At 62.3% G+C, this 14346-nt stretch carries 14 protein-coding genes; 6 read left to right on the plus strand and 8 right to left on the minus strand.

Annotation, left to right across the window (positions count from 1 at the left end; all coding sequences use genetic code 11):
- From K0M70_RS07920 to K0M70_RS07935, 4 genes are all read left to right on the plus strand, one after another.
- Positions 1-770 (plus strand): hypothetical protein (locus K0M70_RS07920; protein WP_290781257.1); only part of this gene is annotated, 770 nt, incomplete at its 5' end.
- A gap of 181 nt (positions 771-951) precedes the next feature.
- Positions 952-2103: an SPFH domain-containing protein gene (locus K0M70_RS07925; protein ID WP_290781258.1), complete on the plus strand. Its 1152-nt coding sequence runs from the start codon at positions 952-954 to the stop codon at positions 2101-2103.
- A gap of 9 nt (positions 2104-2112) precedes the next feature.
- A complete protein-coding gene (locus K0M70_RS07930; RefSeq protein ID WP_290781259.1) occupies positions 2113-3417 on the plus strand; it encodes a TFIIB-type zinc ribbon-containing protein in 1305 nt (434 codons plus the stop codon).
- Positions 3417-3695 (plus strand): hypothetical protein, encoded by a 279-nt coding sequence (locus K0M70_RS07935; protein ID WP_290781260.1) that lies wholly within the window; start codon positions 3417-3419, stop codon positions 3693-3695. Before K0M70_RS07930 ends, K0M70_RS07935 begins: the two co-directional genes overlap by 1 nt.
- Before the next feature lie 37 nt (positions 3696-3732).
- On the opposite strand, the gene K0M70_RS07940 is transcribed toward K0M70_RS07935, so the two are convergent.
- Genes K0M70_RS07940 through K0M70_RS07950 form a run of 3 tightly spaced genes read right to left on the minus strand, consistent with a single transcriptional unit; the run spans position 3733 to position 5673 of the window.
- Positions 3733-4473, minus strand: a complete 741-nt coding sequence (locus K0M70_RS07940) for a hypothetical protein (RefSeq protein WP_290781261.1) — start codon at positions 4471-4473, stop codon at positions 3733-3735.
- A gap of 56 nt (positions 4474-4529) precedes the next feature.
- The gene (locus K0M70_RS07945; protein ID WP_290781262.1) at positions 4530-4877 is read right to left on the minus strand and encodes a DUF1428 domain-containing protein; all 348 of its coding nucleotides are present in this window, start codon (positions 4875-4877) and stop codon (positions 4530-4532) included.
- A gap of 46 nt (positions 4878-4923) precedes the next feature.
- Complete coding sequence (locus K0M70_RS07950; protein ID WP_290781263.1) at positions 4924-5673, minus strand: hypothetical protein; 750 nt, start codon at positions 5671-5673, stop codon at positions 4924-4926.
- An 89-nt stretch (positions 5674-5762) separates the two neighbouring features.
- On the opposite strand from K0M70_RS07950, the gene K0M70_RS07955 reads away from it, so the two are divergent.
- Complete coding sequence (locus tag K0M70_RS07955; protein ID WP_290781264.1) at positions 5763-6575, plus strand: restriction endonuclease; 813 nt, start codon at positions 5763-5765, stop codon at positions 6573-6575.
- Here the strand turns inward: K0M70_RS07955 and K0M70_RS07960 are convergent.
- The 4 genes from K0M70_RS07960 to K0M70_RS07975 form a co-directional block, all read right to left on the minus strand.
- Positions 6572-6775 (minus strand): DUF3883 domain-containing protein, encoded by a 204-nt coding sequence (locus K0M70_RS07960; RefSeq protein ID WP_343211200.1) that lies wholly within the window; start codon positions 6773-6775, stop codon positions 6572-6574. The two genes, K0M70_RS07955 and K0M70_RS07960, sit on opposite strands and share 4 nt — an antisense overlap.
- Before the next feature lie 28 nt (positions 6776-6803).
- Positions 6804-6983: a hypothetical protein gene (locus tag K0M70_RS07965; protein WP_290781265.1), complete on the minus strand. Its 180-nt coding sequence runs from the start codon at positions 6981-6983 to the stop codon at positions 6804-6806.
- A gap of 90 nt (positions 6984-7073) precedes the next feature.
- The gene (locus K0M70_RS07970) at positions 7074-7835 is read right to left on the minus strand and encodes a hypothetical protein (protein ID WP_290781266.1); all 762 of its coding nucleotides are present in this window, start codon (positions 7833-7835) and stop codon (positions 7074-7076) included.
- 91 nt (positions 7836-7926) lie between these two features.
- Entirely contained in the window at positions 7927-8811 is an 885-nt protein-coding gene (locus tag K0M70_RS07975) for a nuclease-related domain-containing protein (protein ID WP_290781267.1), read from the minus strand.
- A 207-nt stretch (positions 8812-9018) separates the two neighbouring features.
- Here K0M70_RS07975 and K0M70_RS07980 point away from each other — a divergent pair, with 207 nt between their 5' ends.
- Positions 9019-12072, plus strand: a complete 3054-nt coding sequence (locus K0M70_RS07980) for a DUF3427 domain-containing protein (protein WP_290781268.1) — start codon at positions 9019-9021, stop codon at positions 12070-12072.
- 1270 nt (positions 12073-13342) lie between these two features.
- On the opposite strand, the gene K0M70_RS07985 is transcribed toward K0M70_RS07980, so the two are convergent.
- Positions 13343-14236, minus strand: a complete 894-nt coding sequence (locus K0M70_RS07985; RefSeq protein ID WP_290781269.1) for a retron St85 family effector protein — start codon at positions 14234-14236, stop codon at positions 13343-13345.
- Between the last annotated feature and the right edge of the window lie 110 nt (positions 14237-14346).

The following is a 14346-nucleotide window of genomic DNA, read 5'->3' on the forward strand; positions in this document are numbered from 1 at the left end:
AACCCTGTGGGCCGGATCCCTGCGCGCTGGCAACATCGCTTGATAACAGCGGCTACAACTTTACTGCGCTGGTTTTCGGGTTCGGCATGCCCCCGGCCGAAGGCTCGAAGGTGGCGTGCCTGGCCGAGAACACCGGGGGTCGCTACCTGCAGGCTTCGGACGGCGCGAGCCTTGCGGCTGCCCTGGGCGAGGTGGTCAGCGAACCCGCGCCGCCGACGCCGCCCCCCGCGCCCGAAGCGAAGGCCGACGCCTCGCTGGAGGCGCCCGACAGCGCGCCCATCGGCAAAGACGTGACCATCACCTGGACCGGCCCCGCTTCCCACCTGGACGTCATCGCCATCGTGCAGCCGGTGGACGGCAAGCCCAGCGTGAAGGACTACGGCTATGTCGAGAACGGCAAGTCGGTGACACTGATCATGCCTGGCGAACCGGGCGCATACGAAATTCACTACCGGCACCGCGACCAGTCCGTGATTGCCACGCGTCCGATCCAGGCCACGCCGGCGCAGGCGGTGCTGACCGCGCCCGACGTGGCGGCAGCCGGCAGCGCCGTGGTGATCACCTGGACCGGGCCCGATGCCCAGCTCGACACCATCCAGGTTGCCCAGGTCGGCAGCAGCAGCTACGAGTCCTACACCTACCTCAACGACACCCCGCAGGTGAAGCTGACGATGCCCGAGCAGCCTGGCGACTACGAACTGCGCTACGTGTTCCGCGACAGCGAAACGATAGCCACCCGGCCCATCCGCGTGGTGGCGGCCAAGCCCTGAACCAGCAAGGGCTATAACGAACGCGAAGGCGGAATCCGGACATGCCGGTTGCAGCGCCTTCGAAGCGCCGGCGCGGCCTGCCGAACCCAACTTCTGGCTAGCGCAAGCTACGCCATCCCGGCTGTATAGTTCGGCGGGCATGGCCGGTACCGTACCGGCCACGAATCACGGAGAAGATGTCATGGGTCTTGTGCAGGCGGTGGTGGGTTCGGTGGGCGGCGTGCTGGCCGACCAGTGGAAGGACTTCTACACGGTGCCGGCCGGGCTGCCGGCCACGGCCGCGCTGTTTGCCGCCGTGCCCCAGGGCACCAATGCCGGGCGCGGGTCGAACACCAAGGGTTCCACCAACATCATCACCAACGGGTCGAAGATCGTCGTGCCCGAGGGCTACGGCCTGCTGCTGATGCAGGACGGCGCCATCACCGGCTTCGCGGCCGAGGCCGGTGGCTACGAATGGCGTTCGGACGACCTCAATTCCAAGTCCATCTTCGCCGGCGACGGCCTGGTGTCTTCGCTGATCAAGCAGAGCTGGGAGCGCTTCAAGTTCGGCGGCCAGCCGGGCGGCCAGCAGCTGGCCTTCTTCGTGTCGCTGAAGGAACTGCCCGACAACCGCTTCGGCACCCAGTCGGAAATCTACTGGGACGACGGCTTCCTCAACACCCAGGTGGGCGCGGTGACGCGCGGTTCGTACACGCTCAAGATCACCGACCCCATCCTGTTCGTGAAGAACTTCGTGCCGGCCAAGTACCTGCAGCCGGGCCAGGTGTTCGACTTCACCGACATCGACAACGCCGCGGCCAGCCAGCTATTCAACGAAGTGGTGGGTTCGCTGGCGCCGGCGTTCAGCATCTACACGAACGATCCGGCCAAGGGAAACCGCATCACCAAGCTGCAGCAGGACTCGATCGGCTTCGCCAAGAGCCTTTCGGCCGCGGTGGAGCATGCCTACCAGTGGAGTTCCGACCGCGGCCTGGCCATCGTCAAGACCGCCATCATTTCCATTGAGTACGACGCCAACACCAAGGAACTGCTCAAGACCGTGCAGCGCGCCGACGCGCTGGCCGGTTCGCGCGGCAACTCCAACCTGCAGGCCAGCGTGGCCGCGGGCATGCAGGCCGCGGGCGAGAACAACGGTGCGGCGGGCCTGGTGGGCATCGGCATGGCCGGCGGCATGCTGGGCGGCCTGGGCGGCCTGCAGCAGCCGGTGGCACCGGCCGCGCCGGCGGCCGACGACCCGCTGGTCAAGCTCAAGAAGGCCAAGGAAATGCTGGACCTGGGCCTGATCACCCAGGCCGACTACGACGCGGCGAAAGCCAAGGCCCTGGGCCTGTAAGCCGCGACCATGGCCAACACCACGCCCCCGCCCTTGCCACCCGGCATCGGGCCGGGTTCGCCGCAGGACGTGCCGCCGCTGCCGGGCACGTTCCCGGTGGACCCGGCCACGCTGCCCAAACCCATTCGCGACGAAATCCTGGCCCCCGACCCGGTGGCCATCGATACGTCGGCGGAAGAGCTCAAGGACGGCCAGAACCACTGCCCCAAATGCGGCGCCACCGACATCAGGCAGCGCGCCGGCACCGACATGCTGGTGTGCCTGTACTGCCGCAACGAATGGCACGGCGAAGGCGTGGAGGAAGCCTTCGGGCTGGGCGAGGGCCTGGACGACCTGACGGGCACGGTAATCTCGTCGGGCGCGAAGAACATCGCAGCCGACGCTTCCAGCCTGATGACCTTCAAGTGCACAGGCTGCGGCGCCGAGGTCACGGTGAACACCCAAACCAACATGACCGCACGCTGCCACTGGTGCCGGCACGTATTCGGCGTGAACGAACAGGTGGCCAACGGCGCCGTGCCCGACGCCGTGCTGCCCTTCCGCATCACGAGGGAAGACGCGCTGGCGCGCATCCAGCAGTTCGTGGGCAAGCGCAAGATGTTCGCGCTGAAGGAGTTCAAGGACCAGTTCACGCCCGAAAACGTGGTGGGTGTGTACATGCCGTACATGATCGTGGACGGCAAGGCCAGCGCCCACATGGACGGCCAGGGCGAAATCAAGACGCGCGAATACACCCGCGGCACCGGCAACAAGAAAAAAACCTACTACGACGCCGACGTGTACCAGGTGCAGCGCAGCGTGGACTTCACGGTGGACGACCTGCCGCTGGAATCATCGCGCGAGCGCGGCAAGCTCGACATCAAGGTCAACACCAACAACATCATCAACACCATCCTGCCGTTCGACACCAAGAATGCGGTGAAGTGGAACGCGTCGTACCTGTCGGGCTTCAGCTCGGAAAAACGCGACAGCGACGTGGACCACCTGCGCCCGCGCCTGGAAGACCAGCTGCTGTCGATCGCCCGCGCCCAGGTGCACGCATCGGTGGGCAAGTTCGACCGCGGCGTGCGCTGGGAAGAAGAAAGCCTGGACGTGCACGGCACCCGCTGGGTGGCCATGTACCTGCCGGTGTGGCTGTATTCCTACCAGGAGCCCGGCGGCAAGGGCAGCATGATCCACTACATCGCGGTGAACGGCCGCACCGGCGAAACCATGGGCAGCGTGCCGGTGCAGCACTGGAAGCTGCTGCTGGCCGCGCTTACGGCCGGCACCTTCCTTGAAGCGATTGCCCTGATGATCATCTGGAGCCAGTGATGAGCGAAGACGGTGGAATGTGGCTGCTGGCCATGGGCCCGGTGGGCGGTGCGGCGCTGTATTGGGCGATCCACCGGTACTACCGCAATACCGACAAATCCCATGCGTTCGAGCGCGAGACCGTTGTCGACGCCAAGCCCGTAACGGGCTCGGAGTACAAGGTGGATGAGATCAAGGGAACGCGTGCGTCGCGGGTGCCTGGCGACAACGTGAGTGCGTACCGCACGCGCGTGAAGCGTTTCAGGCGCCAGGAGCCGGGCCAGGGTCCACCCGGCTGAGGCCAGGCCAGTGCGGTAGACCCGGCTGGCCCGTCATTCAGTCCACCGCGCAGCGCATCGTGGCCACGCCCAACTCGCGCTGTCGCTCCCGCCAGCGGGCCAGGCAGTCGTTGTCGCGCGCCAAGCGCACGAAGTTCAGATCGTTGTCGCCACGGATATTGAACGTGAATCGCGCTTCCCGGTAGAGCTGCAGATCTTTCTGCACGAGCGCCGCGAGAGCCGATGACTTGGCGCGCACGCAGGGCAAGGCTTCCGACTCGATGCGGTCCAGCAAGACCGCGCAGTTCTTGCCCCTGGCTTCGCCGGTGGAATCCACGGCCCGGCTGGGCGGGTCCCGGTCAGCCACAGGACTTGCGTCGGCAACACTCCACTCACGGGGGACACCAGGCGTCTCGGGCGGCATTCGGAAGCCCTGCTCGAACGAAATCTTGTACGGCTGCCACCAGGGCGAAGGCTCGCTCACGTTGGGGAGGCAGACCGCCTCAAAGCGGATGATCGCGCGACGCCCGCCGTAAAAGCCGCCGTTGCCATCCGACTCGCGCGGCAAGGCCTCGGCAGGCGAAACAGACGCCACCTTGCAGCCCGGGAACGTGCGCAGCAGGGAGACGTCGGGCAGGAGGACCTCGAGATCGTCGATTGGCTGGGGACTGCAGGACGCCAGCAATACCAGCACCCCGCTGGCAAACGCGCCGCGCCAAGACCCGGCACAGCGGCGCACGGCCGCACCCCATCGCTTCCCGGGACGGCCCGGGGCATGACCACTGAAGGACACTTTCATTCCCCAACCTGGTGGCGCTTTCCGACGGAGTGGAAGTCTAAGGCAGAACGCGGGCCCTAGCCGTCCAGCACCACCTCGAAACCGGCGAAAATCATGCGCTTGCCGTCAAAGGGCATGTCGTGAGCCCCCAGGCGCTCGTCCTGCATCAGCTTCTCCCACGCGGCGTCGCGGGTGGCGCGATCGGGCCAGCTGATCCAGCCCACGGCCACCGTCTCGCCGTCTTTCAAAGCCACGGCCTTCTTGAAGTCGGTGAGCTTGCCGTCGGGCACGTCCTCTCCCCAGCACTCGGTCACGGACGTGGCGCCGTGTTCTTTGAAGAAGGGCGTGGTGTAGCGGGAGTGGTCGAGATAGGCCGCCTTGTTGGCGGTGGGGACCGGGATGACGGTGATGTCGAGGAAGGGCATGGCTGGTTCTCCTTGGGGCGGTGGGCTACTGCTAATCGACTTACAGTCAGTCATACAGGGCAGGCGTATTTGCCTCCAAAGCGCGCATGCTTTCCTTCTGACGCGCCAGGTCCTCTTCGCTCTGCTGCGATAGCACCTGATTCGCTCGATGCTGCGCCCGAACACTGGGATCAATCACATCTACGTTGCGGTTGCGGGACAGCAGCGCGCGATCGCCAGGCTGCAGTTGGCAGTTTCGGCTCAGGATCTCCAACTCGTCACCGTTACTGGCGGCACCGCTTTGAAGGTTGACCACCACACCCAGCGTATCGCCCAACGGTTCCAGCGCCAGGCAAATCCGGTCGATCGTGTCGTAGGTCCGCGCCTGGTTGGAATCCACGATAGCGAAAAGGTTCTCGCGATCTATCCACGCCACGGAGCGCACGCCCTCGATCTGGCGAGCCGCCTGCCGTGCGCCTTCGCGGTCCACGGCACGCGACGGATCGGCCAGTTTGATCGATCTGCGGAAGTCGTCGTTCACGACCTCCATCTGCGCGCGAACGGCGTCCTGGTCACCGGCAATCGCAGCCGCGTGCACCGCCGCCACGTGGGCAGCCGTCTTGATCGGGTCAAGCGGGGCACCGGCGCGGTCGGGACGAGGCGCTTGGTCCGACTCCCCTTTTGCGCAGCCGGACAGCATCCCCACCAAGATGGCCAAACCCATGAGGCTGCGAACGGTTGACATGATGAAGTCCCTCGGTGCGGTCGATGGCAGCAATACGAAATGGCGCGCCGTTTCATTCTGCTGATTGTGCACGCCTGTTTCAATCCAACGCAGCGAGCTCTGCGCCGTGGACCAGTCTTGCTGCGTATAGTTTGTGTAATAGGAACCCCGGAGAGACCGCTGTGGCGCGAAAGAAACGACAGGGCGCCCTGGATCTGTTGGCGGCCCTGCCTTGGCCGGTTGGAATTCTTCTTGGCGTGGCCTCCTTCCTCGCGATCCGCTTTTGCATCCCGTGGTACTTCAACCGGTCGGGCAATGAGGTCGCCATCGCCCTGGGCAAAGGGTTGGCCGATGGCCCCGTGCTTTTCTGGGCGTGGATCGCCCTGCTGGTGTGCTGGGTGGGTGCGGGCTTGTCCTTCCTGAAGCAGCGCCAGCGCGCACGACTATTCGACGATCAGGTCCGCAATCTCGGGCTGGCATCCCTGGACTGGCGACAGTTCGAGCGCCTGGTGGCCGAATGGTTCCACCGGCAGGGCTATCGGGTGGAGGAAACCGGAGGCGGCGGTCCCGACGGCGGCATTGACCTCACCCTGCGCAAGGACGGCCGCGTTGAACTCGTGCAGTGCAAGCAGTGGCGGCGGCGCCAGGTGGCGGTCGCCACGGTCCGTGAAATGTGGGGGCTGCTGCAGCACCACAAGGCCGATGCCGTGTGGATTGTTTGCATCGGGGAGTTCACACCAGACGCCGCGGCCTTTGCAGCCGGCAAGCCCATCCGCCTGGTCACCGGCAGGGAGCTGGGCGGGCTGATGCAGCAGATGGCGGCCTCGCCCGCCCTGCCCCACCTCGCGCCCGAGGCAGCGCTGGCCGCAGTCGCCCCGGCATGCCCGACGTGCGGCGGCAAGCTGGTGGAGCGCAAGAACCGGCGCACAGGCGACAGCTTCCTTGGCTGTGAGACCTACCCGGCGTGCAGGGGCACTCTGCCGCTGCGAATCTAGCCGCCAACCGTCGCCTGATAAGTGGCCGCGTTCAAGATCAGCTTCTGCTTCATCGAGCCAACCACCTCGCACATCATGGGCGCATCGCGGAACTCAAAAAGCCGATACAGCCTGTAGCGATCCGCGTGATCTTCCGAGAAGGCGACTTCGTCGCGGCTGATGTAGAGAGGCGAGGACTTTGAAAACGCCGTGGTCTTCACTTCGACGAATCGCTCGCGTCCATCAGTCTCAGTAGAGATAGCTGATGATCAGGTCGTTGTGACCATCCACCAGCGGCTGGGCCTTCAGAAGGCGGGCGATGCGGGCTTCGAGGGCGGCGTCGCTTTCCGCGACGGGCGGCGTCGACACGTGGTGAGCGCAAGCCGCAGCCAGCAGCAGTACACAGGCGAGAAGGGCGCGAATGGGCATGGGCAATCCTTGCAGGGCCGTTAGCGCAAGCAACGCACTACAGCTGCAGCCCCGGCCAGCTCGATCGTGCGAGGCTTGAGCTGGTGACAATCAGCCGTACTGCTTGCGGTGCTTCTCCAGCGTTGCCGACACCTTGGCTAGCGCAGCCTCGACCTCCTCCCTGAAGCCACCCGGCGCCAAGGTTCGCACGGCCGAATGCGCGGCGCAGACGATCGGTGTGTCGGCCCAGCGCAGGGCGAGGTCGCGGGCCCACCCTGCGTAAGCGTCCGTGGCGCCGGGTTCGGTTTTCAGCGCCTTGCCGAGCATCGGGTGCATCCGCAGCGAAGATTGCGGCAGCAACTCACCCAAGGACCCAGGCGCGGCGAGTACGTTAAGCGTGTCATCAACATGCACGATGCCGCTCGCCCGGTGCCGCACGAGCACGGACGCCACGTGCACGCTCTCGTCCACGCATACGAAGTCGACGCCGGCAGGCACCGACAGGTCCAGCGTATCGGCGAGCGGATGGTCGGCGCCCCACGCTTCCACCGGCGCACCGGCCCAGGGCAACGTAGGCAACCGCTCGCGATGGCGGGCCGTGCCATAAAGCACAGCGCGCGGAAGCAAGGCGTGAGTCGCCTCGACGTGCAGCGTGTGGAACGGGTGGACGTGGATCACCGCCTCGACCCGAGCGCCTTGGCCGGTCAGCGCCATCAGGGCCTCGCGGGCCTCATCCTCTAGCGTGCAGCCGTCGATCACGATGAAGCCGCCGCCCGGCCGTTGCGCCACCGACATGTGCGTGCCGATGTCGATGAGGCCGGCGATGCGATGCACGCCGCGAAGGTTCCAGAAAGTGTCGGCGAGTTGCTGCATGGTTTCGGGCCCAATTTTTTCTGCGATTCAGGTGGACGATCAGTGCCGCGTTGCAGCGCATCGGCGCCTCGAAATTGCGCCGGCAGACGCTTCAGCCAGATTTTGCCGGGTAACGCTCCGACAGCACATGAGCAATACGGCACTTCATGGCTTCCCCGAGCGATGGGCCGAAGCCGTCGCGCACCATAAACATTGGGTTGCGCGGATTCCCCACTAGAACGCCGGGCCGCGGAACCTTGTTCTCAACGAACCAGCCGGGCAATGCCAGGTACGGCACGACGCGAACAGTCTCGCCCACCCCACTGGCCAGAAACTTGGCCAACCACTCAGCCTGACGACGCGACTGTTCCAGCGGTTTGGTCTCCACATGGGACGGGAACACCAGCTTCGTCCCGTCATAACTTACCCTCGCGGAGTCTTTTCCGCCTTTTCCGGGCTTCAACCGCGACTTCGTCTCGACCGCGAAAACGGCACTCTGGCCGATGACGACATGGTCGATGTTGAAGCCGTCGCACGGGAAATCGTGGAAGACCAGCCCGCCCTCCACCATGACCTGGTTCAAGCACTGGGCCGTAGCAAGCTCGGCAGCGAGCCCCTGGCGGTACTTCCTTGCGGCGCTCGCGTGTTTGATGAGGCGGATGAAGCTGCCGATAAGTGCGGCTGAACCCATAGCCAGCAAGGAGAAATCGAACCAGCCCCAGCCATAGTCACTCAACGTGAGCCCGCTGGCAGACATCCAGCGATTGGCCCAAGTGATGTAAACGATCGGCCCAAGCAGGATCGACAGGATCAACGCCGAGTCGAATGAGTCGGAATGCTGCTGGAGCTTCTCGCGTATGCCATCGCCAGCGCCACGAAGCACCTTTATGTTGACAGGATCACGTCTATCGTCTCGATCACGAAACCACTTCCAGACAAACAAAGCGACGATGAGAAGAGAGATCGGAACAAGGACTACAAACATCGTGTAAGTCATGGGCGGCCGAGCCAATTGGGCTGTCGATCGTATCAAACCAGTGTTGGCGATTGGCCACAAGAGACCGCGTCTACCCTAGATAGGGGAACGAATCGGAGTCGTACCGCCAACCAGCTAGAAGACAACAGTTGCCTAGTTTATCTACACCTCCCTTGGTGTAGCCTGGGCGCCATGGGGAATTCACGTCGTGGCCTGTACGAACAACTCGTGACCGCGGCGCTCGAGGGCCAACTCTTGGACCTCGGGCCCAATGTCGTGCCGATCCGCGGACGCCTGGACCCCGAAGAAGCACCGGACCGGATTGCACTTCACCTAAGTACCCTGATCCGGCGGGCCATATCCGGCCTCGATGCAAAGCAGCGGTCTGAAGTAGGGATCAAGCTGGCCAGGCAAGTCGGCGAACTGCTGATCGATGCCGGTCGGGGCGTGGCTCCCGGAGACCTGGCCTCCATCGCGGGCGATGTCTTGCGTGCCATTGTCGGCCTACGCCCCGATGGCGCTCCGGAGGAACTAGCGCTTCCCGCTACGCCCTTACTCGACACCACCCTTCTAACCAATGCGCCAGGCGAACCGCGCCTGGGCTTTCAAATCGTCTCCGAAATTCCATCAGCGGATCGCATCGACGTACTGATGGCCTTCGTCCGCCAGACCGGCATTCGTCCGCTGATGGAGGTGTTACGGAAGCACATTGATGAAGGCCGCACCCTCAGGCTGCTTACCACAACGTACACCGGCTCCACGGAACTAGCTGCGCTGGAGACCTTGACGAAGGCTGGTGCACATGTCCGCGTTTCATACGACACGTCCACTACCCGCCTACATGCCAAGGCATGGCTGTTCCATCGGACCTCCGGGTTCTCGACCGCCTTCATCGGATCCTCAAATCTGACCCACTCCGCCCAGATCACCGGAATGGAGTGGAATGTGCGCGTCTCGGGCGCGCGGAATCCCGACGTCATCGATAAGTTCGGCGCCATCTTCGAGAGCTACTGGGCTAGCGACGAGTTCCGGCCATTTGACTCCGACGAGTTCAAGGAGTTGACGCGAACTACGACAACGGGGCCGCTCATCTTTCTGAGCCCTGTTGAGCTTCGCCCCGAACCTTTCCAGTCTCGATTGCTCGAACAGATTGAACTGGCCCGCATGCAGGGCAGGCATCGCAATCTGCTGGTCTCTGCGACCGGCACCGGCAAGACAGTTATGGCTGCTTTGGACTACGTGCGACTGCGCAACAGACTTCCGCGGGCGCGACTGCTGTTCCTGGCTCACCGCAAGGAGATTCTCGACCAGAGCCAGGCTACCTTCCGCCACGCCTTGCGCGATGCGGCCTTTGGTGAATCCTGGGTCGGCGGCGATCGGCCTAGCAAGTTCGAACACGTCTTCGCGTCGATCCAGAGTCTTACCGCCTCAGGCGTCAAGAAGCTAGACCCCGAGCACTTCGACGTGGTCATCATCGACGAATTCCACCATGCCGCTGCGCCTACCTACGCAGCACTCCTCGGCCACCTTCAGCCGCGCGAGCTATTGGGCCTCACAGCCACGCCCGAGCGCAGTGATGATCAGCCGATCCTGCATTGGTTCGATGGCCGGATTGCTGCCGAGCTCCGACTGTGGGACGCGATCGACCAGCACCGACTCTGCCCCTTCGCCTACTACGGCATCAGCGACGGAGTGGACTATCGGACAGTGAGCTGGCGTCGGGGTCGAGGCTACGATCAGGCCGAGCTAAGCAACCTGGTGACGGGCGACAAAGTGCTCGCCCGACGAATCATCGCAAACGTCGTGAAGACGGTAACTGACGCCGCAGCAATGCGTGCGCTCGGCTTCTGCGTCTCGGTGTCGCATGCACGCTTCATGGCCGACGAGTTCAACGCAGCGGGCTTGACAAGCACGGCAGTCTGGGCCGACACGCCGAACGAGCAGCGTCAGCAAGCGCTTGCAGATCTGGCCAACGGCCAGTTGAAGGCGGTGTTCTCGGTAGACCTATTCAATGAGGGTATTGACGTCCCCTCCGTTGACACCCTCATCCTGCTTCGCCCCACCGACAGTCCGACAGTGTTCCTCCAGCAACTTGGCCGAGGCTTACGGCGCGAAGCCGGCAAGTCCGTCTGCACGGTGCTTGACTTCGTTGGGCATCATCACAAGGAGTTTCAACTGCACCGCCGGTATGGCGCCCTGCTAGGCGGCGGCCGTAAGCAATTGGCCAAACAGATTGAAGCGGGATTCCCATTCCTGCCCAGCGGCTGCCACATGGAGCTCGACGCAGTCGCAAGCAAGGTCGTGCTGGACAACATACGGGAAAGCCTGCCCTCAACCTGGCCGGCAAAGGCGCGAGAACTGCAGCGCGTAGCCGATGGCAGCAAGGAGATTACGCTCAAGCGTTTCCTCAACGAAACGGGGCTTGCGCTTGATGACGTCTATTCCGGCAACCACAGCTGGTCTGACCTACTGGCTGAAGGCGGCCTGCCCACCTCGCCGGAAGGGCGAGCAGAGGTGCCGCTTCGGCGCGCGCTTGGCCGGCTGCTGCACCTAGACGACCCGCTACGCATTCAGCAATACCGCGAATGGGCCGCCAATTGGCCCGGACCTGATCCTGAAACATTGAACCTGCACGATCGGCGACTGCTCCATATGTTGCTTTCAGTACTTACCGAAAGCGTCGCCAAGCCAGGTGACACGCTCACTGAGGCTACCGCGCTGGTCTGGCAACACCCACAGGTACTAGTTGAGCTCGGCCAGCTGATGGAAGTCCTGGCGGACCGAATCGATCACGTCCAACCGTCCCTAGCGAATCACCCAGAGACCCCTCTCCTCGTGCACGCGCGGTACACCCGCCGCGAAATCCTGGCCGCCTTCTCGGACGGCCGAACGCTCAAGACCCCGGAGTGGCGCGAAGGCACCCGTTGGCTCCCGAAAGAGCAGGTCGATCTACTGACAATTACCCTCGATAAGACAAGCGGCCATTTCTCGCCAACAACCCGCTATCGGGACTATGCAATCAGTCGCGAGCTTCTACACTGGGAAAGCCAGTCAACAACTCGATCGGAAAGTGAAACCGGGCTGCGGTATCGCCAACATTCCGAACGGGGGAGCACCATCCTGCCCTTCGCCCGGGTCTCCACAGACGACCGCGCGTTCTGGCTACTGGGGCCCGCCATTTACAATTCTCACCTAGGCGAACGTCCGATTGCGTTCGTATGGAAGCTCGCCGAGCCACTGCCTGGCGATCTTTATGCGGCGTTTTCAGCTGTAACAGCTTAAGTCCGATTAAAGCAGGCAGCGCGCGAAAACGCATGGCGCTAGCCTGTTCCACTTCGGAGAGAGGCGCCACGCAAGAAGCTTCGATCGCGGCCTGAGCTCGGACGCAGAGCACCTGAACTTACAAGGCACCCGCTGAGCGACAATGGCACTACCTCGTTACCAACAAAACCCACGCCTTCGTACGCGAGACTGCCGTGGATGCCGAGCCCCTGATGGGCTCGGAGAGCAACGTCGGCGAGGTGACGGGAACAAAGGAAACACGGATTGGCGGGGATAACGTTGAGGCGTATGGGAAGATAGTCAAGCAGCTTGGTTAGCGATTGAAGAACAGTGACGTGTCACCGAATGCGCGGCAAAACCCTTAGTGCAGCCGGACCATAGGTGTGCAACAGCACATCACGAAAGTCCGGCTCTATAGAAAGTACAAAAGCCAACTCACCACGCAGCTTCGCGATCTGCGCCTCATCAAGGCGCCCATTCACAAAATCAAACACCGCAGCTCGAACCCCCCTCTTCCTCGATCTTCCCACCGAGACGCCACCTTGGTTCGTCAATGTTAAGCCTGTAACTCGCATAGCTGAGCCTCGGGAAGCAAAAATTCGCTTTCGCTCGTTAATTCGCAATCGAGGATATGGAGCCGACGTGCAGGCGTGTCGAAAAGCGGCTTCTATGGTTGCAAGCTTACTTGGATCATCAGACGAAAAGGTGACGTCGTCGGAAAACCTCGTGTACACAACCCCCAGAGCCTTACACTCCGCGTCAATTCCATGGTCGATCTCAAACATTACCGCGTTTGACAAAAAAGGTGAGCTGGGTGCCCCGATACACAGACCAGGGCGACGAGCCGCGGGGGCCCTCCAAAGGCAACACGACACCACAAAGTTTATCTCAGCCTCCGAAATTTTCTGTCCGAGCATCCCCTGCAACATAGCCCGAATAGCCAGATCATCAATTGACGGGAAAAAACTTTCAAAATCAAACTTGAGAATGAATCGACACCCCGCATGTGGATCGGCGTTGTCGATTAGACGAGCGCCAGCCACATATGCCGTTGAAGACTCGTGCACTGGCAACAGAGGGAGAAGGAATCGCACGACAGCGCGCTGAATTGCCTTCACCTCCCGCGCCGGCTGTGCCACCAACATAAGGCCTCAATTCTTCTTTGGAATATTGTAGATCTTGAACCGATGCCCGGCAGACTGCGCGACTCTCGCCAAAGAGGGCCTCGAGAGTCCGGTCTCCGAGACAACGTGAGAAATAATTCCAATACTCATGCCGCACCCCGAAGTCGGCTCACGACGTCGAACCTCGTCTTGTTCGCAACCTTGTAATAGTTAAAGACATCTGTAGCCACGCGAAAACGATCAACGCCCGCGCCATCGGAAAAGCCGAAAACGATATGAGAACGCCATCCCGGTGCGTAGTAATAGCGCCCGTTGCCTCGTGCCTTCTGTTGGAGAAGCCCGCACTTTTCCAAGAGGAACAAGTACTGCGAAACGGTCTCACGGACTATCCCGCATCGAACTATCTCGAGGTAGTCCCTAATCTCATTCTCAGACAGAGCACCAAATAATTCACAAAGTTCACATATCAACAACATCGGATGCGACGGATCGGACGCTTTGAATACCTTTTCACCTGTCGCGGGAGTCAAAAACGTCCGTACTTCGTCGACAATAGCCGGCACGTCATCCCTGATGAGCTCAAAATTCTCAACTAGTCGGCCGCCGAGCCCGAGTTCATGCCACGGATGTACGCCCACGCGTCGCCCGGTCCTCGACTCAAGGCGACTAATTGGGCCGTGTCGAATAAACGAATCCTCTTCGAAGTGGGCTTCGGAAACTAGCGCCATCAGGCGATCGGCTATTGCGTTCGTCACGGAAAAAGCACCGAGCTCTGCAATTGATCCTGCGCTCTCCACCACCAAGACGATTACCGAGGACAGACTCGCGAGGTGCTCCTCGAACGTGACGAGATCGGAATATGTGCCGCCTCGATACCAGTCTTGAATGTCTTCCGCGAGCTTGAGCCGGGCTGCTAAGTCCGCGTATCTGCCTGATGTCATCGCGTTATAGAGGATATGCCTCACCGACAACTCAGGTGTTGGTCGGGTCAAATCCTGAGGGCCGCCACAAAGAAAGACAAACCCTTCGAAGGGCTTCACTCTCGTTGACGCAAGATCAATTCGTCTGACAAAGATCTCTCTTGGATCTGTCATCATTCAGCTCTTTACCAAGAAAGCGGCCCCCGGCCGCGGGGGGGGGGGGGGGGGTG

The organism is Arenimonas sp. (assembly GCF_019459675.1).
Taxonomy (GTDB): domain Bacteria; phylum Pseudomonadota; class Gammaproteobacteria; order Xanthomonadales; family Xanthomonadaceae; genus Arenimonas.

Excerpts from the sequence above, each read along its gene's own strand:
- K0M70_RS07970 (WP_290781266.1), bottom strand. The coding sequence starts at position 7,835 with ATGCAGCAACTCGCCGACACTTTCTGGAACCTTCGCGGCGTGCATCGC.
- K0M70_RS07940 (WP_290781261.1), bottom strand. The coding sequence starts at position 4,473 with ATGAAAGTGTCCTTCAGTGGTCATGCCCCGGGCCGTCCCGGGAAGCGA.
- K0M70_RS07935 (WP_290781260.1), top strand. The coding sequence starts at position 3,417 with ATGAGCGAAGACGGTGGAATGTGGCTGCTGGCCATGGGCCCGGTGGGC.
- K0M70_RS07930 (WP_290781259.1), top strand. The coding sequence starts at position 2,113 with ATGGCCAACACCACGCCCCCGCCCTTGCCACCCGGCATCGGGCCGGGT.
- K0M70_RS07965 (WP_290781265.1), bottom strand. The coding sequence starts at position 6,983 with ATGCCCATTCGCGCCCTTCTCGCCTGTGTACTGCTGCTGGCTGCGGCT.
- K0M70_RS07925 (WP_290781258.1), top strand. The coding sequence starts at position 952 with ATGGGTCTTGTGCAGGCGGTGGTGGGTTCGGTGGGCGGCGTGCTGGCC.
- K0M70_RS07975 (WP_290781267.1), bottom strand. The coding sequence starts at position 8,811 with ATGACTTACACGATGTTTGTAGTCCTTGTTCCGATCTCTCTTCTCATC.
- K0M70_RS07945 (WP_290781262.1), bottom strand. The coding sequence starts at position 4,877 with ATGCCCTTCCTCGACATCACCGTCATCCCGGTCCCCACCGCCAACAAG.